The 20,981-nt window shown below is 48.1% G+C and carries 15 protein-coding genes; 13 read left to right on the forward strand and 2 right to left on the reverse strand.

All coding sequences use genetic code 11. From position 1 onward, the window contains the following. Positions 1–61: 61 nt before the first annotated feature. From Q1V85_RS22975 to Q1V85_RS22985, 3 genes are all read left to right on the forward strand, one after another. Positions 62–712, forward strand: coding sequence for a hypothetical protein (locus Q1V85_RS22975; protein ID WP_300603822.1), 651 nt, complete (start codon positions 62–64; stop codon positions 710–712). Positions 713–743: 31 nt separating this feature from the next. Beyond that, a complete protein-coding gene (locus tag Q1V85_RS22980; protein ID WP_300603825.1) occupies positions 744–1,508 on the forward strand; it encodes a hypothetical protein in 765 nt (254 codons plus the stop codon). A gap of 451 nt (positions 1,509–1,959) precedes the next feature. Next, positions 1,960–2,787, forward strand: coding sequence for a helix-turn-helix domain-containing protein (locus Q1V85_RS22985; protein ID WP_300603827.1), 828 nt, complete (start codon positions 1,960–1,962; stop codon positions 2,785–2,787). Positions 2,788–3,184: 397 nt separating this feature from the next. On the opposite strand, the gene Q1V85_RS22990 is transcribed toward Q1V85_RS22985, so the two are convergent. Both Q1V85_RS22990 and Q1V85_RS22995 read right to left on the reverse strand, forming a co-directional pair. Beyond that, positions 3,185–3,397 carry a hypothetical protein gene (locus Q1V85_RS22990; protein WP_300603830.1) on the reverse strand — a complete coding sequence of 71 codons (213 nt, stop codon included), beginning with the start codon at positions 3,395–3,397 and terminating at the stop codon, positions 3,185–3,187. 326 nt (positions 3,398–3,723) lie between these two features. Then, positions 3,724–4,449 (reverse strand): FadR/GntR family transcriptional regulator, encoded by a 726-nt coding sequence (locus tag Q1V85_RS22995; RefSeq protein ID WP_300603832.1) that lies wholly within the window; start codon positions 4,447–4,449, stop codon positions 3,724–3,726. Positions 4,450–4,582: 133 nt separating this feature from the next. On the opposite strand from Q1V85_RS22995, the gene Q1V85_RS23000 reads away from it, so the two are divergent. From Q1V85_RS23000 to Q1V85_RS23045, 10 genes are all read left to right on the forward strand, one after another. After that, positions 4,583–7,939: a SusC/RagA family TonB-linked outer membrane protein gene (locus Q1V85_RS23000; protein WP_300603834.1), complete on the forward strand. Its 3,357-nt coding sequence runs from the start codon at positions 4,583–4,585 to the stop codon at positions 7,937–7,939. Positions 7,940–7,960: 21 nt separating this feature from the next. Further along, positions 7,961–9,487 carry a RagB/SusD family nutrient uptake outer membrane protein gene (locus Q1V85_RS23005; RefSeq protein WP_300603837.1) on the forward strand — a complete coding sequence of 509 codons (1,527 nt, stop codon included), beginning with the start codon at positions 7,961–7,963 and terminating at the stop codon, positions 9,485–9,487. A 78-nt stretch (positions 9,488–9,565) separates the two neighbouring features. Beyond that, the gene (locus tag Q1V85_RS23010) at positions 9,566–10,498 is read left to right on the forward strand and encodes a dihydrodipicolinate synthase family protein (protein ID WP_300603840.1); all 933 of its coding nucleotides are present in this window, start codon (positions 9,566–9,568) and stop codon (positions 10,496–10,498) included. 55 nt (positions 10,499–10,553) lie between these two features. Continuing rightward, a complete protein-coding gene (locus tag Q1V85_RS23015) occupies positions 10,554–11,657 on the forward strand; it encodes a kelch repeat-containing protein (protein ID WP_300603843.1) in 1,104 nt (367 codons plus the stop codon). After that, positions 11,654–12,904 (forward strand): MFS transporter, encoded by a 1,251-nt coding sequence (locus Q1V85_RS23020; protein WP_300603845.1) that lies wholly within the window; start codon positions 11,654–11,656, stop codon positions 12,902–12,904. The genes Q1V85_RS23015 and Q1V85_RS23020 overlap by 4 nt, the downstream gene beginning before the upstream one ends. Before the next feature lie 12 nt (positions 12,905–12,916). Further along, on the forward strand, positions 12,917–14,140 hold the full coding sequence (locus Q1V85_RS23025; protein WP_300603848.1) for a sialidase family protein: 1,224 nt from the start codon (positions 12,917–12,919) through the stop codon (positions 14,138–14,140). Positions 14,141–14,259: 119 nt separating this feature from the next. Beyond that, positions 14,260–15,441, forward strand: coding sequence for an AGE family epimerase/isomerase (locus Q1V85_RS23030; protein WP_300603851.1), 1,182 nt, complete (start codon positions 14,260–14,262; stop codon positions 15,439–15,441). Between the two features lie 60 nt (positions 15,442–15,501). Further along, complete coding sequence (locus Q1V85_RS23035) at positions 15,502–17,499, forward strand: family 20 glycosylhydrolase (RefSeq protein ID WP_300603853.1); 1,998 nt, start codon at positions 15,502–15,504, stop codon at positions 17,497–17,499. Positions 17,500–18,116: 617 nt separating this feature from the next. Then, positions 18,117–18,599: a hypothetical protein gene (locus tag Q1V85_RS23040; protein ID WP_300603856.1), complete on the forward strand. Its 483-nt coding sequence runs from the start codon at positions 18,117–18,119 to the stop codon at positions 18,597–18,599. A 320-nt stretch (positions 18,600–18,919) separates the two neighbouring features. Then, a complete protein-coding gene (locus Q1V85_RS23045; RefSeq protein WP_300603858.1) occupies positions 18,920–20,707 on the forward strand; it encodes a restriction endonuclease in 1,788 nt (595 codons plus the stop codon). Positions 20,708–20,981 lie beyond the last annotated feature (274 nt).

Here is a 20,981-nt window from a genome sequence, read left to right on the forward strand (position 1 = left end):
GGAAAATACCCTTTTCCCTGCCTGTACAAGGGGGGTACTTTGCAGTATCAATTACAAATTTATGGAATCAGTTAAAAACATGTTTTTAAAAAAATGGGTAGCCGGCAACATCGCCGTTTACACCGGTGCATTGGGTTTTTTGCACCCGCTTATTGCGCATGGACTTACCGGCGATCATGACCGGTTGTTAACAACTCCGCAGTTCATCATGCACACCCTGTCTTTATTTGTTTTTATGTTTTTTTTGGTGCGAATGCAGAACAAGCTGTTTCAACGGATGGGTAAACGGAACGCCCTGACCGGCATCTGGCCTTTTTTGTTTGTGGCGCCCTGGGTATTCTGGCTTGGTTATTATACCCTGTTTGTGCCCTTCGATATCCTGTTTATGTTCCTCTCCATCGGTATCATCAACGCCCTGCAATTAAAACCATTGATGAAGTCCCCGGCAAAATGGATATGGCAATGCATCCTGGGCTATTTGCTGGCGGCTGTAGCCGGTATTGTTATTGGATTGGGCGCGTTCCTGTTATACTATAAAAATCTGCAGGGCATTGCGCGGGATATGGCTACCTGGATCTCCATCAGCATTCCTGCTGCCATCGTAGTGGCCTGCTATTTCAGGTATATATTCTCCAACCAGATCGTTTGGCCCGGAATGGATGCATCCGGTCGCATTCCCGGAGCGGAGGCTCATTTTTCAAAAGCCGCCTGATAATGAAAACCAGGAATCAAAAACAGTACAAATGAAATACATGATATACGGAGCAGCGCTGCCATTTATAGGCAGCATTGTTTTAGCGGCCTGCAGCAAAAATGCAGGAGATAAAGAGAGCGCTGAAACGCCCGGAATAAAAAAGGGCATCGTCAGCGGAATGGTCACCGATAGCAAAAATATGCCGGTGCAGGATGCCCGCATCACCATTGAGCATACCGTATGGTATAACAGCTATCTCTTTGGCGCCAGCAACACCGAAGGAAAATACCAGGTATCGTTGCCCGATGACCCGGCAGGCGACTGGACGGCCAAGGCCCAGCTTACCAGAACGGCTTACGGACAAACCTATACCTTCGACCTGGAGCCGGAGCAAACCGGCGCTTTTAATAAAGCAGGCGGCGCCGTGCGGAATTTTAAATGGAAACTGAATGGCCTGCGGCCGGGTGGTACGGGGTACTATGGCGCCCATGTAGATCTGTATCCGTTTGGTACAGATGTGGACCTTACAAAAGTAACTCTATCATTTACCCCTTTTCCCGGAGAAACCCGTGTTATTGACGGATCCAATGCCACTGCATTAGAAAGGCCGGTTGAGGATGTAGCCGGAACGTTTATGGTAAAAGATGTGCCTATTGGGAAATATACGGTTAAGGCCATCTACGCCGGTAAAAAACTATTACTCAATAACCGTCATATCGACGATGCCAATGAAGAAAGTAAGACCGTTGTTTTTGGAAAATATGGCTACCTGGGTGCCACTGAATACAATATTGAATTTTATGTGGTCGAATAGACCGGTCCATAACGGATCGGGCTTGCGGATCAATTCAGGCAAATCTTTGCATCGGGACGATTTTTTCCGGGTTGGAACGCGGCAGCGCCCGGTAATTAAAGTAAGGTATATGCGCGGCGCATGAGATCACCGCCGCGTTGCGGCCAGGCTTTCGGTTGTTACCTCAAGGTACAAAGATAAACGGCGTGCAGCGCCATGTTTATGGGATACCGTGTAGCCCGGGTTCCGCTAGTAAAGGCATATGACTGGTTGTATATCAGGTCATTGAGATCGTCCGATGCCGGCGATGCTGCCCCTCTGCATATTTAGGCATAACTTTTGAAAAATATCTGTTGATAACGGGAATCCGGTATTCGTCTTTCGAACAGGAAGTGCAGACGAAGGCTTTGATTTCAATTATTAAAGGGTATTGGTTTCAACATTTGTTAACCAGGAAAGTTATGATGTAAATATGATAGAGGCAAATAAACCGGCTGTTAAACTAGCTGATGACCAGGTTGCATATAAACAGATACAGGGAACAGAGGATTACAATAAGACGATCAAATGCACCTATTTTTTGGTAGTGCTTTTTAAAGAAGGAAGCGGTATTCATTATGTAGATGATAAAGCATTTCCGATTGGGAAAAACCAGCTGCATTTTTTATTTCCCGGGCAACAACATCATTGGGTAACCGGACCCGAAACGGTGGCGCATAAGGTGGTGGTAGGGAGAAGGATCTTTGAGTCGTTTTCAAGTATGGAAGCCTTTCACTTTATACGGCATAATCTGAAACCGGTTTTCAAGCTTTCGGATACCATCTTCCATTCGGTAAATACCGAAATGGAAAGTATCAGGAGGGATCTTGAAGTACTGAATGAGGATGCGTCCTGGAAAAAGATCATACAGATCCGTATGGACCTGCTGGCATCGATGATGAAACGGGAGGCAGAGCAGTATATCCGGGATACCTTGTTAGCCAACTCAAGTCCCACGGTTAAAAAATTCTGGAACCTGATCAATCAGCATTATTCGGAGCAACGCATTCCAAAATGGTATGCGGCCCGGCTGGCTATAACCCCCAACTACTTAAATATGCTATGCAGAAGACACCTGAATATAACCGCCACCGATATGATCCATCAGCGGATCATGCAGGAAGCCAAGAACCAGTTACGGTTTTCAGAAAAATCCGTAAAGGAAATCACCTTTGATCTTGGCTTTGAAAAAATGTCTGGTTTTTCTGCATTTTTCCGGAAAAAAAGCGGCTTTTCGCCTACGGAATACCGGGAGTTATAACGGTATCTGCCGCCATTCTGCCTGATCCTCTTATCATCGCCTTGGAACTTTACCGGGTGCAATTCAGATTTCCGGTACAGCGATTGCTGAGCGGCGCTTTGTTAAGCGCCTGCAGGACCGACCCCGGCCAATATTGATAATTTATATAACAGACAGCAAAAATTTCGAAACAAAACAGGGCGCTTTTGATGGTAGTTTTGCAGGCATCAGTTGCAGTTTTTTGAATAATAGCCAGCATTGGTCCAATCGAAGTCTCCCTTTTCTTTGGGGGACTTTCATTTTTATCAAACAGGTCGTAAACAGCGCTGCGTTTGCTCCAATAATAACCGGCTCGCTGTATCGTCAACGCGATTTTTAAATGAATACCGGTTGGCTGCTACGTCCGCCCTGCGATCTTCTACCGGATCTTTTGTGTATTTTTCAATACCCCGAAGCAGTCGAACCGGATGGTCTGTTCTTCTTTGGAAACAGAGGCCTGTATGTAGAGATCGGATAGCTTATAAAGCGTCATTATATGATGCTCCTCTTTTCGTTCCCAAATAACTTTAGCTGTCTTGATCGCCTTTAATTGATCCACCCTGTTGGCGGTTAAAAATTCATCTTTTGTCATAAATGGTTAGTTTAGGTAATACGCGCATGCGAGGTTACTACTCACAAAGGTAGGCAATCCTTTTCCCGGGTGTTTTACAAGTTTCCTGCTTTATGTTATCAATTTTATAATAAATGAGCCTATACCGCTGTAAGATACCTGCAGAGCGGTATGCGTCCGGCGTTTTAGCCGTTCATATTTTACTGCAAGGGGCGCTATAACCCTTTGCGAACATTGCGAAAAACCTGGCGTTCTTGCGTTTTATATAAAGCCCCAAGTGGGGAGATCGTTGCCGCTATAAGGAACGGCAAACCAGATTTCAGAATCAGCGCAGGCGCCCGGTAAGGTCAATCGCGCTTCGTTGCTGCCGGAAGGTTTTCGTCAAGACTGAGCCGTATAAAATGGTTTTCAAGATGATTGCGCATCCCGTTCCGGAATGCCTCCGGTGTTCCATTTTCCAGGATGCTGACCAACTGTTTATGCGAAACAAATTTTTTGGGATTCAGTACCGGGGCCAACAACGAACTTTTTTCAACATAATCGAAGACCGGGAACAGCAATTTTTGAAATTTCATGAGGGTTTCATTGTGACTGATCTGGTAGAGCTTTCCATGAAAAGCAATTTCATAAGAGGCTTCAAACATCCGGTTGCGGGCCGCCGCAGGTTCGTTCTTTACGATTTGTTTCAATTCTTTTATATCGTCTGCCGTAATATGTCTGAATAACAGGTCGGCCATCCCGATCTCCAGTACCAGGCGTATCTCAAAGATCTCCTTTAATGTATCGTTACTGAGCACATAGGGGTTCATACTTTTTGCCAGGGTTCCGAAAATATCGGGGTTCGTGATTACGGCGCCCTTCTTTTTCCGGCTTTCGATAAGCCCCATCAGACGAAGCCGCATAAGCGCTTCCCTGATAACGGTACGGCTTACGCCAAGTGTGGTGGATAGCTCCAGCTCCTTTGGAATACTGTCGCCTACTTTTAGTTTACGTTGATGTAATAATTCGATCAGGTTGGCTTCCACCTTGTCAACAAGGCTCCGGTTTTCTATTGCGGTGAATAAACGTTCCATTGTAATAATAATGCCGTAAAGTAAATTATTTAGGCGTATACCAGGGAATTTTTTTTAAAAAATTTGGAAATCTGAAATTTGTTCCTAATTTTATTATGTTATACATAATCCTAAAAACGATAAATTGTCTGTTATGCAGCAAATCTGCTCAAAATGTAGCCTGCTTATCCTGCTTTTTTTATTTGCCTTGCCGGGGTTGGCACAGGTAAGGACGGTGACCGGCCTGGTGCGCGATGAAACAACCGGCACTGCACTGGCCGGGGCCACCATTGCTATTAAAGGCAAAACCACTACAGTGGTTGCGAATGATGAAGGCGCTTTCTCGATTACTGCCGGAACAGGTGATGTGCTCCTGGTATCGTATACGGGCTACGATTCCAAACAGGTTACATTGGGCGGCCAAACAACGATTTCCATCACCTTATCGGCCCAAAACAGTTCCAAAATGGATGAAGTCATTGTGGTTGGTTATGGCACACAAAAAAGAAGGGATTTTAACGGAGCTGCGTCAAAAGTAAATCCGCTGGCACTTGAGCACAATCCCAGTACCAATGTTGCCACAGCATTGCAGGGCACGGTGCCGGGGCTGCTGGTACAGCAAACAACCGGACAACCGGGCTCCTCACCAAGGATCGTTTTTAGAGGCGGAACCGGTTTTGACGGAACCGGTGATCCGCTGGTAGTGGTAGACGGTGTGGTGCTACCCAGTCTGTACGGGTTAGATATGAATGATATAGAATCGATGGACGTATTGAAAGATGCCGCTTCCACAGCTATATACGGAGCGCGCGCCGCTAACGGCGTGGTACTGATTACCACAAAAAAGGGCAAGAAGGGAAGAACCCAGGCGCAATACTCCATCCGGCAAACCATTAATGATCCCAGAAGTATTGCCGGCGATTATCTAAGTGCGGCAGATTATATCCGGATGAACCGGCAGGGATTGCGCGCCCGGTATATAGCAGATTCATTGACCGGTACGGGCGTTACCGGGGATAAGGGCCAGCTTACGGGTGCATGGGGTTGGGCGCTTGGTGCTGCCAATACGTCGCCTGTAGGCCTTTATACCACCCAGCTGGTTACCAATGCGAACCGGAAATACCTTACGGATCCTAACTGGAAATTGCTGGTTGACCGGAACCCGTTTTCACCAGCAGTAATGGACAGTATTTTATACCGTGAAATAGCTACACAGGAGCGCGAGGCCATGCTGATGCAGCGCACCAATACCACTGAACATTCCCTGGGCTTTTCGGGGGGGAATGATCAGGGAGCGTTTGCACTCAACCTGAATGCGGTTAAGGACAATGGGGTGATCATCGGATCATGGCTGAAACGGATCAACATGAACTTTAATGGTTCGCTGAATATTGGCAAGAACCTGAAAGTGGCGTTAAATACATCTGCGTATAATATTGACCAGGGAGTACCTTATTCAGAACCGGGCGTTGCTGGCTCCACCGGTGCTACCGGGGGGCTGATGCAACGCTTTTTAGGGGTGGCACCAACCGTGCGTTATTATAACGATACTTCGGGTGTGATACTGCCGGGTCCCAACGACGTTTCATTAGGTAATCCGCAATACTGGGGCAATTTATATATTAACAGTACCAACCAGCAACGGTTTATGGGAAGCCTGAATATTGAATATACCCTGCTTCCGTTCCTGAAATTTGTTGCCAACGGATCGGGCTATATGCTTTACCAGAATAATAATTATTTTACCAAGGCATACCAGCAGGGAAACGGTGGTTCGCTGAACACGACCCGGTCGGCCTCCTTCAGCAATTACCGGGATATCCAGTATACCTATAACGCCTTTTTACAGTTCGATAAAAACATCAACAATCACAATATCAGCTTTATGGCAGGCGGGGAGTTTTCGGATTACAAACGTTATACCTTCTCCGGTTCGGCGTCGGGCGCGCCCACGGATATCATCCCCTGGCTTACAGCCGCTACGCCGCCGGCAGTGGTGAATGGTGTAATTGTAAACCCTTCGGTAGCCTCCTCTAATTTTCCTTCCTGGGAGCGGCTGGCTTCTGCCATTGGTAAACTGAACTACGCTTACCGGGGCAAATATTTCTTTACGGGTATCCTTCGCTTAGACGGATCGAGCCGGCTTGATCCGGTAAACTATTACGGCCTGTTTCCCGGAGCCTCGGCCGGATGGAACCTGCATAACGAAGACTTTTATAAAAACAGCAAACTGTCAAAATATATCAGTACGGTAAAACCCCGCATCAGCTACGGCGAAAACGGGAACCTGCAATATTTTGGTACCAATTATTTTCCTACGGCACAGGTGTACGCCAATGCAGGCGTTTACAACGGTCTCGGAGGCACCTACGCACCAAGTTATATCAACCCGGATCTGAGATGGGAGCGGACCAATTCGCTGAACTTTGGTGCAGACCTCGGCTTCTTCAGGGATCGCATTACCGTTATCGGCGATTATTTTATCCGGAATGTGTTTGACAAGCTGGCCAGTTTGCCTATTTCAGCGCAGACCGGTTTTACAAGTTATACGACCAACTTATCACAATTACAGAACAGGGGCTGGGAGTTTTCCCTGAATGCAAAAGTAATCGTTCCGGAAAAAGAAAGTGGGTTCAGCCTTGATGTTGGTGCTACGTATTCAACCGTTAAAAGCTATGCGGTTAAACTTCCTTACAACGGCCTTCCCGGAAACCGGCAGGGTACCATCCAGGTATGGGATCCGGCCAATCCCGGCCAGTTAATGCAGGTAAATGGTTTGATCGAAGGACAGCGTGTGGGATATGATGAAGTATGGGCACCCAAATGGTCCGGTATTTACACTACGCAGGATATGCTTACTGCAGACGCCAGCGTGTACAATGCCTTCCTCCCTTATACGGGCGACAACAAAAAATTTAAACAACTGGGCGACGCCCGCTGGTACCAGGTAAATAAAAACGATACCATCGATTCGAGGCAGTATGTTTTTGTGGGCCGCACCACTCCAAAAGCATCGGGCAGCTTCTTTTTAAATGCCGGCTTTAAAGGGTTCCGTCTATACACGGCATTTGATTACGCGTACGGCTTTGTGATCCTGAACAATAATAAGCTGAGAGGCTTAAGCCAGGTACAGGGTTCGCAAAACAGCACAAAAGAGGTACTGGATACATGGACACCCGATCATCCGGATGCATCGCTGCCCATGTTTTATTGGGCCAACCAGGGCCGGAATTTTGCTACCGACGCATCGGGCAATAATCCCCCGGCCAATCTTTGGGAAAAAGGCGATTACCTGATGTTAAGAGAAATGACGTTGAGCTACAGCCTTACCCGGGAACTGCTGGCAACCCTTCTCAAAAATAAAATAAAGGGACTTAACTTATCCGTAACGGGTTCTAACCTGGTGTACCTCACAAAGTACAGTGGAATTTTCCCGGAGGTAGGTGGGTTTGACAATGGCCGTTATCCATTGCCCAGGCGCCTGACATTTGGAGCACAGATCACTTTTTAACTACATATAAACTTTACCATAATGAGATCGAATCAATTCTCTTTCATAATTGGCTTGGCTGGGATTACCCTAACCGCCCTATCGTGCAGGCAGCAGCTCAACGAAGTGATACCGCAGGACCGTATCAGTAAATCACTGGCACTAACGGATGCCGGAGCCACGCAAACCCTGTATGCCGGAGCCTATGCGTTGTTCCGTTCCAACGTGGGTACGTTTTTTAACCTGGGCGAAATGCGTTCGGATATATGGGCCGATGGTATTTTTACAGAATCAGTAGATGGAACCGCTCAGCAACTATATACGCATAATATCAGCGCGCTGAATGTACCGTATGCGAACTGGGGCGGCTTTTACAACCTGATCTATAATATTAATAATGTTATAGACGTGCTTCCCAAAAGTCCGGTGGATGCGGTTACCAGCCAGCGGGAACTGGCCGAGATGTACGGCCTGCGGGCATATATCTATTATACGATGCTGAAAACATGGGGTGGTGTACCGGTTTCTACTGCGCCGGTTGTGACCATTAACAACGCAGCAGAAACCTATAAGGCCAGGAGCACGCCGGATTCGGTAATGCTGCAGATTAAAAGTGATATCGAAAAATCGCTGCAATTATTTGGAAGCAGCAATACCTTTTCCGCCGGCAACCGCGTTTTCTGGAACCGCGTGGCATCACTGGCATTAAAAGGAGATGTGTACCTGTGGTCCGGTACCCACCTGGGCGGCGGCAACGCAGATTTTACTACAGCCAAAACCGCGTTGCAGGAAATCATGAGCCTGCAGGGCAGTACCTTAAAATTACAAGCCAATTATGCCGATGTTTTTGACCCTACAAAAAAGAGCAATAACCCGGAAATCATTTTTGCGGTGAATTATGAACTGGGGCAGGCCACGCAGGGTACTTTTGGTAACTTTCTGGTAAACAATATCCAGGCTTCCGGCCTTTCCTTTGCCAAAGCCGCTACCCCCACGGTTTCATCCGTGTATCCGTATGTAGGGGGCGCCAACCGGGTGGGTATGTCTCAGGCAACCATCGATAAGCTAACGGCCAATGCCGCAGACCAGCGCATTCCCTATTCCTTCAAAGTGATGTATGCGGCCGCTGCACCCTTTGCCACAAGGGGGGTGATGCTGACCAAGTTTATTGGTACCACTTCCGGTACAACGCAGGTGTATAATAATGATTATCCCATCTTCCGCTATGCCGACATATTACTGCTGATGGCCGAGGCAAAAACCAAATTGGGTGAAGATCCGTCTTCAGAGATCAACCAGATCCGGACCAGGGCCTACGGCGCGGCGGCACCGGTTTTTAGCAACGGATCCGTTTCCGATAATATGAACGCCATTCTGGAAGAATACCTGCGGGAATATATTAGTGAAGGTAAACGCTGGTGGGCCTTAAGAAGGGCCGGCGATACCTATGTGTACGCCGCTATTAAACCGGCGTATCTTTCTCCATCCACGGTGGCCAAATTATTGCTGCCCATTTCTCAATCGATGATGAATAACGACCCCCTGTTAAATCAAACACCAGGGTACTAATCCATTCGCAGGGCAATAACAGCTGGCAGCCCGTGAGTATGAAAAAAATGTTTTCATCCAACAGTATATCTGAAATTTATGATTTATAAAAAACTGACCGGCCTCATTGCCGCACCTTTTACACCGATGCATCCGGATGGCCGCCTTAACCTGGAAATGATCCCCGCGTACTACCGCTTTTTAAAACACAACAACGTGATCGGTGCTTTTATCAATGGATCTACAGGTGAGGGGGCTTCTCAAACGAAGGAAGAAAAAAAGAGGGTAGCCGAGGCCTGGGGTGAAGCTACCCGTGGTGATGATGCGTTTAAGGTCATCAATCTTGTAGGCGGTACTTCACTGCGCGACTGTGTGGAAATGGCCGAACATACCGCCCATGTTGGGTTGTACGCGGTTTCCTTTACGGCTCCCTATTATTTTAAGCCCTTTACGGCGGCCGCCCTTGCCGAATGTTGCAGGGAGGTTGCTGCAGCGGCACCCCAGACGGCCTTTTATTATTACCACATCCCGGTGCTGACCGGCTGCCCGGTCAGCATGTATGATCTGCTAAAGGCAGTCGACGGCTCCATTCCAAACTTTGCCGGTATTAAATACACGCATGAAGACTTTATGGATTTTCTTTCCTGTATGTATGTAGACGGCGGCCGGTATGATATGCTTTGGGGGCGTGACGAAAACATGCTTTCCGCATTGGCCTTGGGAAGTTTTGGCGCTGTGGGCAGCACATACAATTATGCTGCACCTTTGTATCATGCATTGATCGATGCGTTTAAGGAAGGAGCATTGCAAACGGCAAAAGATCTTCAGTACCGGTCTGTCGAAATGATCCGGCTCCTGGGCAAATACGGCGGCATCGCTACCGGGAAGGCCTATATGAAGCTGGTGGGTATGGATTGCGGCGCATTCCGGTTGCCGGTACTGAATTTGAATGCTGCGGCGTTTGAGGCCTTTAAACAGGAAGTGGCCGGCATCGGGTTTGAATCATTCCGTTCCCGGCAGCCGGTAGATTGAATCCGTTCAGGACATGTGTATAAAATTCCGATATCTGTATTATTTTCTATTCATTATGAGCATGCAATGGGTGGCCTGTCATCCCCCGCACAACCACAAAACGGTATTTCAATGGAAACAGTTTGCCGTACTTCCCTCTTCAGAGGGGACTGCTTCGTTGGGATATGCCGGCCCGGTTACGGGCATCCAGGGCAACCGGTTATTGATCGGAGGCGGTGCCAATTTCCCGGGCGGCATGCCCTGGACGGGAGGTAAAAAACAATATTACAGCCAGGCCTATGTTACTGATATCAACGAAAAAGTGCCTATCTTCAGGACGTTCAGCCTGCCTTATGCGGTTGCTTACAGCGCCAATTGCAATACGCCCTCCGGTATTATTTGTGCAGGCGGCGAAACGGATAAAGGCCCGCTCAGCCAGGTGCTGCGTACTCAATTTGATAAAGACGTTCCCGTATGTACCGCATTGCCGGCGTTGCCGCTGGCGCTTACCAATGCCGCCGCTACAGCAGTCGGAAACCATATTTACGTGGCAGGCGGGGAAACCGGAAACGCTGTGTCTTCCCGGTTTTTCAGGCTGGATCTGGAAGATACCCTCAAAGGCTGGCAGGCACTGCCGGATATTCCGCACCCGGCATCGCACGCCGTACTGGTAGCGCTGCCGGAGGATGGGAAAATCTTCCTGGCCGGCGGCAGAAGGAAAATGCAAAACGGCATCAGCACCCTTTATAAGGACCTGTTTGAATATGATATCGCTGGCGGGCGCTGGACGGCAAAGAAAAACCTGCCCTATGCCTTAAGCGCCGGAACCGGTGCCGTTATTAAAAACCGGTATATTGCGTTATTTGGCGGGGATAAAGGCACCGTTTTTCACAAAACAGAATTATTGATCAGTGCTATAGAACAAGAGCAGGACCCGGCAACCAAACAGGCATTGATCAAAGAGAAGAACCGGGTGCAGGAAACCCACCCGGGCTTTAGTAATGAAATCCTGCTGTATGATATTAAAGACGACCGGTGGGCGGCTGCCGGAAGCATTCCGGGTAATATACCGGTAACTACAACCGCGGTAAAGAGCGGCAACCGGGTATGGCTTCCTTCCGGAGAAATAAAAGCCGGCGTGCGCAGTCCGTTCATTCTTGAAGCAACCATCCGAAAATGATGACAACAAATACAACAGCTCCCAACAAACGGTCTGCATCCTATGCATGGGTGGTAGTGGCGCTTTTATGGGGCGTAGCCTTGCTTAATTATATGGACCGGCAAATGCTGAGTACAATGCGGGAGGCGATGCAGGGCGATATAGCGGAGCTGCAATCCGCCCGGAGCTTTGGGTTCCTGATGGCGATCTTCCTGTATATCTATGGGTTTACCAGTCCGGTAGCCGGCGCTGTTGCCGACCGTATCAGCCGCAAATGGCTGATCGTGGGCAGCCTGCTGGTATGGTCTGCCGTTACCTATGGAATGGGAATGACGACCAGCTTTAACCAGCTGCTTTGGCTACGGGCCCTGATGGGCGTTAGCGAGGCATTATACCTGCCGGCGGGCCTTGCCCTTATCACCGATTATCATACCGGTAGAACCCGGTCGCTGGCCATAGGCATTCATATGACTGGCTTGTATGCGGGCCAGGCGCTGGGCGGATTTGGGGCTACAGTGGCCGCCACGTATTCCTGGCACACAGCATTTCACTGGTTTGGCATCACCGGTATTGTATACGCATTTGTGCTGATGCTGTTTTTAAAAGATTCAGGAAAAAATGTAGCGCCGGTGGCAGCAAAACCGGAAAAAATACCCCTGGTTAACGGCCTGGTATCGCTTTTTTCCACAATGGCCTTTTGGGTGATCCTGTTTTGCTTTGCGGCGCCAAGCCTTCCGGGATGGGCCACAAAGAACTGGCTGCCCACCTTATTTGCAGAGGCACTTCATGTGCCCATGGCACAGGCTGGCCCGATGTCGACCATTACCATTGCCGCATCTTCCTTTGCCGGTGTGCTCTTAGGGGGCATCCTTTCCGACCGCTGGGTGCAAAAGAACCTCCGCGGGCGTGTGTATACCAGTGCCATCGGGTTGGGGCTTACCATACCGGCATTGCTGTTTTTAGGCATGGGGCAAAGCCTGGTTACCGTGCTGGGCGCGGCTATTTGTTTTGGAGTGGGGTTTGGAATCTTCGATGCCAACAATATGCCGATACTCTGTCAGTTTGTGCCGTCAAAACTCCGGGCTACCGCCTATGGGTTTATGAACATGACGGGGGTGTTTGCCGGAGCGGCTGTAACACAACTGCTGGGACGGTTTACCGATAACGGAACATTGGGTTCGGGGTTCGCCGTGCTGGGCGGCATCGTATTGATGGCCGTGCTGATGCAGTTATGGCTGTTAAAACCACGGGTTCAAAACGTAGCATAAATATCATATCATATGAAATGGAGATTCGTACGCAAAGCGGGTGCAGGACGCCACCCCATAAAACAAACAGGCCGGCGCCCGGCGGTTGTACCGGGTATATTCCTGCTGGTGTTGTTTACTTCCCTGCAAACAAACGCGCAAAAAGACGTGCCGGTTTTTGTATCGGGAAAGGAAGGCCATAAAAACTATCGCATTCCCGCCATCATCCGGCTGCCCACAGGCAGGTTGCTGGCTTTTGCAGAAGGCCGCGTACATAATGCCGGCGATTTTGGCGATATCAATATCGTATTAAAGACCAGTGTGGATAACGGGCGCAGCTGGAGCCCGCTTACCGTAGTGGCCGATGAAGGTACCCTGCAGGTTGGAAACCCGGCGCCTGTTGTAGACCTCACGGATCCAGCCTATCCTTCCGGGCGTATCTTTCTTTTCTACAACACCGGCAATAATCACGAAGGTGAAGTGCGTAAAGGGAACGGCCTGCGGGAGGTTTGGTATAAAACCTCTGCAGATGGCGGCCTTACCTGGGGTGCGGCAGTAAATATCACCCTGCAAACCCATCGCCCCAACCAGCCTTCCGTAAACCCGGCGTATCATTTTGCGGAAGATTGGAGAAGTTATGCCAATACACCCGGCCATGCCATGCAGTTTATGCAGGGTAAGTACCGGGGCCGCATGTATATAGCGGCCAATCATTCGGCGGGTAATCCAAAGGCGCATTTTAAGGATTACCGCGCCCATGGGTTTTATACCGATGATCATGGAAAAACCTTTCATCTCAGTGAAGATGTAGACCTTGAAGGCGGAAACGAAAATATGGCAGCGGAAATCAGTAAAGGCCGGCTGATGCTGAACCTGCGGAATCAGCAGGGTCATATAAAGGCACGCTATACCGCAGTGAGCAAAGACGGCGGGGTAACCTGGACGAATGAACAATTTGACCGGAACCTGCCAGACCCGGTATGCCAGGGATCCCTGCTCACCATTGGTAAAAGCTGGGGCAGGCGCATACTGGCTTTTTGTAACAATGCAGATACACTGCAGCGCAATCACCTCACGTTGCGGATCAGCAAAAACAATGGTAAGAAATGGAAAAAGCAGGTGCCGGTTTATGCCCTGGATAAAAAGGGCGATGTGACGGGCTACTCGGATATCGTAAAAATAAGCCGCAGAAAGATCGGTGTGCTTTATGAGCGGAATAACTATACGGAAATTATGTTCTCTGTGGTGCCATGGTAACGCCCGTTAAAAGAGCCAACAATGGTCCGCTGGCCGGGCATCGTTTACAAGCGCCAACTGGTAAACAGGGCGGCATTGCCTGCAGGCACATTTCTTGAATCACTAAAAAAATAAAAGCTGTGAATAAAAAAGAACTGATACGGCTCAAAGATTTTTACGAATCCCAATTACTCGAAGATACCCTTCCCTTCTGGTTTCCCAGGAGCATCGACGAGGAATACGGGGGATACCTGTTTATGCGCGACCAGGACGGTTCCTTAATCGATGATGATAAAGCCGTTTGGATACAGGGGCGTGCCGCCTGGCTGCTCGCTACCCTCTACAATACGGTGGCGCCCCGGCCCGAATGGCTGTCTGCCGCAAAATCGGGGATTGACTTTTTAAACAACCATTGTTTTGATACGGACGGGCAGATGTTCTTTCATGTTACCCGCAGCGGGCAGCCCATCCGCAAAAGGCGGTATTTTTTTTCTGAAACCTTTGCAACCATTGCACATGCCGCCTATGCTAGGGCCAGCGGTGATGCACAGGCGGCCGACCGGGCAAGGGAGCTTTTTACCCAATGCATCCGGTATGCAACCGGCGAAAAACAACTGGCCCCGAAATTTGCAGGTACCCGTCCGGCCAAAGGTATTGGCGTGCCAATGATCATGATCAACACGGCACAGCAGCTACGGGAAACAATTGGCGATCCCCGTTGCGATGCATACATCATGCAATGGATCCGGGAAATAGAACAGCATTTTGTAAAAGACGAGCTCCGGTGTGTGATGGAGCAGGTGGCACCGGACGGAAGCATCATCGATCATATCGACGGGCGCACACTAAACCCGGGTCATGCCATTGAAGGCGCCTGGTTTATTTTACACGAAGCCGTTTACCGGGATAACGACCCCCGGCTGATCGACCTGGGTTGCCGGATGCTCGATTATATGTGGGAACGCGGCTGGGACCCCGAGCATGGAGGTATTCTTTATTTCCGGGATGTATACCATAAACCGGTGCAGGAGTACTGGCAGGATATGAAATTCTGGTGGCCGCAGAACGAAGCCATCATTGCCACCTTGCTGGCCTACCTGGTAACCGGTAATGAAAAGTATGCGGATTGGCACCGGCAGATCCATGATTATGCCTACGCACATTTTCATGATCGGCAAAACGGAGAATGGTTTGGGTACCTGCACCGCAACGGAAGCATTGCGCAAACGGCCAAGGGCAACCTATTTAAAGGCCCCTTCCATTTGCCGCGCCAGGAATGGTATTGCGCCCGGCTGCTGAAAAACCATATCAGCCGCCTGTAAAAAACAGGGGGGATGCCGGATACGGGACCGGCTTTTTATCTTTAAGTTGTTTTAATAAAAATGTTATTCAGAATTGGTATCATCAGTGCCGCCCTTTTAATGGTGCAGCAGCTGCTGCCCGCGCAGCCGGACCGGCAGACCCGGTCATTGCATGCGGATGCCCACACTACGCATGCCGGCATGCCACAGCCCTCCCTGCTTCCAATGCCCAAAGAACTGGTATGGAAGAACGGTGTTTTCCAGGCCGATGCCCGGATCACTATCCTGGCAGCACAGGAAGGCCTGGAGCGCGAAACCCGGGTATTAAAGGAATGGCTGTATGAAAAAGGATATGAAGCAGCCATTGCCCGCTCCGATTCCCCGGGCCGCAGTTATTTGGAGCTCCGGCTGGATCCGGCCGGAGCCTTTGAAAATGCGGAAGCCTATGCGCTGGAGGTTACCGCAAAACGGATCCTTCTTACCGCCCCAACCTCCCATGGTATTTTTAATGGCATACAAACCCTGCGCCAGCTGTGGAGCAGCGGAAACCAGGTGGCACAGTGTGTTATCAAGGATGCGCCGGCTTTTTTATGGCGCGGGTATATGATCGATGTGGGCCGGAACTATATGCCGCCGGAGCTGCTCAAACAGCAGATTGATGTAATGAGCCGGTACAAGTTAAATGTATTTCATTTTCATGCAACGGAAGATATTGCGTGGCGAATCGCTATTGACCGGTATCCCCAGCTCACCGCACCGGAAAATATGGAGCGCGATAAAGGCCTGTATTATTCAAAAAAGGAGCTCCTGGACCTGGTGGCGTATTGCCGGGAGCGCTATATTACCTTTGTTCCGGAAATAGACATGCCGGGGCATAGTGCGGCATTTAAAAGAGCCCTGAAAACCGATATGCAGAGCGACTCCGGTATCGTATACGTAAAGCAGATACTCAGTGAGTTTTGCGATACCTATGATGTTCCGTATATCCATATCGGGGCCGATGAGGTAAAAATCACCAACCCATCGTTTATACCCGAAATGACGCGGTACCTCCAGGCCCGGGGCAAAAAAGTAATCGGCTGGCAACCCGGCGGCAATTTTACCGACGGTACCCTGCTGCAGTTATGGAAAGACGATCGACGGCCCGAGCGGCAGCCGGAGCAGGCCGGCTATATCGATTCCCGGCATCTTTACCTCAATCATATGGATCCCCTGGAAGCGGTGGTAAGCCTGTTTAACCGCGGCATCGGTGCCGCAGACGCGGGCGCGGAAACATTTCGCGGGGCCACCCTCTGTGTATGGCACGACCGGGCCGTGCGGGCAGCCTCCGATGTATTGACCATGAACCCGGTATACCCCGGGATGCTGGCTTTTGCCGAGCGGATCTGGCGGGGCGGCGGCCGGCCGGGATGGATCGCCAACATCAGTGATGGGGATGAAGCGGCTTTTGCTGAATTTGAGCAACGGCTGCTCGATCATCAGCAGCTGTATTTTAGCGGCATGCCCTTTTCCTATGCCCGGCAGGCCAATCTGCTATGGCAGCTCACCGGCCCGTACAATAACAAAGGGCAGCTTTCCGCGTCCTTTGTTCCCGAGCAGGAAACAGATCACCAGCCACCGCCGGCCACCACCGCAAGAGGCGGCACCATCGTGTTGCGTCATTGGTGGTACCCGCTGATCAAAGGAGCCATTGCGCATCCCCGGGACAGTACTACCTGGTATGCCCGTACCCGGATCTGGAGTCCTGCGGAGGGTAAACAAGCCTTCTGGATCGGGTTTAACGATCTTTCCCGCTCCATGGCTACCGATTCCCCGCCCGAAGGCGCCTGGGACAACCGGGGCAACCAGCTATGGGTCAACAACCGCATCATACCACCGCCCTCCTGGCACCGGGCCGGTGGGAAAGGCGACCTGGAAATTCCGCTCACCGATGAAGGATATGCGTACCGGCCGCCGGTTTATATTTTCCTGAAAAAAGGCTGGAACGATGTACTGGTAAAATTGCCCGTGGGCTCCTTCACCGCCCGCAACTGGCAGAACCCCGTAAAATGGATGTTTACGTTTGTGCCGGTAAATTAGGCGGGTGGCGCCTGCCGCTGCTGTTATTTGCAATGGCGTGGGTTTCCGGGTTATGCCATTGAAATATATGATAGAAGCGGTAAATAGACCCGGTCCCTTGTATTGATAAAACTTACAACTAAATTTATCAAGCAATGTGGTTTAAATTTATGAAGATGGGCTATTTAATGTGCTTTATGGAGCTCTTCTTTAGTTGTGGCAACGGTAAGAAGGTAAACGGACTGTATTTGATTCCAACCTTAGGAAAAATAATCGCGAACAACTGGCTGCATGTGTAAAAATTGTTTCCAGCGATGTCTGTAGTCGGATCAATGCATTTTATTAAAAGCAAAGAATCGGAGATTGGCGATTTTACGCTGATATCGTATAAAAAATGACAGTGCATTGATACCTGGTTGCAAATAGAATGAAGCAAATAAATCCGGATTACGGTTTCCCGTAAATAAAAAACAACGATTCGTATATTTTTATACCGGAGCGCTGCGCTGACGGGACATCTCCATTTTTTGTATTTTTAAAACAACCCATAAAAATTGACGACCTTACATCAGAGCCCTCTATAATTACAAAAAAATGATACCGATTTTTGAGATGGCGTTTTAAACTTTTAAATAATTATGGCATCGATTGATAAGTATAAGCATCAACATATAGGGTTTATTGAATGCCCTTCGGATTTTGATTTTGTTTTTAACAACGATATTAGAAGGATCGCTATTTATGAGTTGGAGGAGGATATTCCTGAGGACGAAATAGATTTCTACGGTAAGACCGGTGATATTTTGTTAGGTGGCGGATCCGGAGAAGTGCCGGCGTTTAGAATTGCGATACCCGAGGCTATCTTTTTCTTTGGTGAAAGCGAAGATGATGATTTTATCGACTATGATGATCTGTTCAGAGATTTCTGGACACCCACCGCTTCCTATATACTATGTGGCGGATTCGCAAAGATGGGGTGGACGCCCGATCGGCCGATAGAATTATGGTTAACAGAACAGATCTGTATGCTGTTAACGGAGCATGTGCCCAAATATGCCCGGTATAAAAAGCTTATGCGCAAGAAAAGTCTTTTACCCTTTATGGATGCAAAGCCGCGCTGACCCTCCGCTCAGCTGCTGATTGTCACTAAAATTAATGACAAACCTGTGGGCTCCGGCCATCAAAACCGGTAACGCCGGTTTGAAATCTTTTGCTATATTTATCAGACCAAACAAGAATTGATGTTGAAGATGCAAAATATAACTGCGCATAGCTCATTTATGTAACAGCCCATTTAAAGGCATTTCAACTCTTGCTGGAGATTAGTAAATTATTTGTTGAAATATTTTATTTGATATAAGAAAGAGGCGCTTCTCTAATTTCGTTCAAATTACTATTTGGAGGAGATAAGAGCGTACGCTTCAGGAAAAATAACGAGTTTATGGCTAAAGAATTGGATACATTACATACAACGTATCGTTCCGTAGAGTATACACGCAGTATGGAACCGCGCTATGTAGCAGAAATAAGACATCGAGGACTACAAACATACAGAGTATTAAGGGATAAGGATGAATGGATTCTGGATCAGAAGATAGAGGCCCAGTTCTCCAAATGGAACGATCAATGGGAAAAGCATGTTGTAAAAAATAATGCGCAGGCAACAAAGGCAGCAAACCAGAGTTTAGCGGAAGAAAGAGCGACCGAGGCAAAAGAAAGATTGGCCGAAGTGGAAAATATTCTACTGTATACATTAGGAATCGATGATACCATTGAATGGGACACCTTAAAGGATAAAAAGAAGTTTAATGTACGAAGCCCGCAATTTCAGTTAGCGCAACAATTGAAAAATATTTCAATTCCCCTAAAGGTGGTTTACAAGAAGAAAAATGAGGCTCCTGAGGCACACGATTTCCAGCCTAAATTATCGTTTCTTGATAAGATTATAAAATCTAAAGGACAAAAGAAGGCAGATCTTGCAAAATTGAATTTTGAAGCGGCACTGGATGCTTGGAAAAAACATTCGCAGGAGTGTGATGAATACAATCGGAAAATGGATGATGAATATGAGCGAAAGCTCAAGATTGCTAAAAAGGAAAAGGAGGATGCTGAGGCCCGGATAGCAAAGCTGGTATCTGAGTGGGAACTTCAGAAGGACGCATATTATAAAGACCAGGAACTCAGCAATGCGAAGATTGATGAAATGAAAGCGTTGTATTTTAAATCCGATGCAGACGCAGTAGTGGAATATTGTGAATTGGTTTTGAATAATTCACAATATCCGGATACGTTTCCAAAAAATTTCGACCTGGAGTATAACGATAGCAATAAAATCCTGATAATCGAATATGTTTTGCCCAATCCCGATCAGCTTCCAAGAATAGCTGATGTAAAATACATTGCTGCAAAAAGAGAAATAAAAGAGAATTATATATCAGAAACGCAACTCTCCAAAATGTATGATACTACCATTTATAATATTTGCCTCAGAACAATTCATGAAATTTTTGAGGCAGATAAGGCTGAAGCCGTAGATATGGTAGTGTTTAATGGCTGGGTGGAGGCAATTAATAAAGCAACAGGAAAAAAAGATAATAGTTGCATTGTTTCTATTCAAACCCGGAAATCGGAGTTCTTGGAAGTCGATTTGGCCCATATTGATCCTAAAGTTTGCTTTAAAAGCTTAAAAGGTGTGGGTAGTAGCAAGCTAAGTGGAATGACGCCGATTCAACCCCTTCTTCAGGTCAGTAAATCGGACAACCGATTTGTTTCTTCTTATGAGGTGGCTGATAAATTACATGAAGGATATAATCTGGCCAGTATGGATTGGGAAGATTTTGAGCATTTGCTCCGGGAACTATTTGAACGGGAATTTAGCTCCAATGGCGGAGAAGTGAAGGTGACACGGGCAAGCAGAGATGGCGGCGTTGATGCAGTGGCGTTTGACCCGGATCCTATTCGCGGCGGTAAAATCGTTATACAGGCTAAAAGGTATACAAATACAGTAGGTGTTTCTTCTGTTAGGGATCTTTACGGAACAGTAATGAATGAAGGTGCAACAAAAGGGATTCTTGTAACTACCGCAGACTATGGTCCGGATGCATATGAATTTGCAAAGAACAAACCTATAACGCTATTAAATGGTAACAACCTGCTGTTTCTTTTGGAAAAGCATGGACAAAAAGCACGAATCGACCTGGCGGAGGCTAAAAGGCTTGCAACAAAGTAAATCCGTGTTAAGGGATTAAATTGGATTTCAAATCTGGCAAATCAATTTTATAGCAAAATATAAAGCTACTTTTTGCTTTATAAGGTTTCTTACGAGGTTTGTATTTGCTTTTCGGATATTGAAACTATAAAAGAATGCTGAAGTATTTCATTATCTAAAAGTAAACTAATTCAAAGGGGCTGCTATGTAGCACTGGTTATTCAAAATTGCAAATGACAGAATACTAATGAGGAATAGAAGAGTATAGAATAACCGGGCCTGATTGGGAGAAAAT

The sequence above is a fragment of the Niabella sp. genome (genome assembly GCF_030150205.1).
Classification (GTDB): Bacteria; Bacteroidota; Bacteroidia; order Chitinophagales; family Chitinophagaceae; genus Niabella.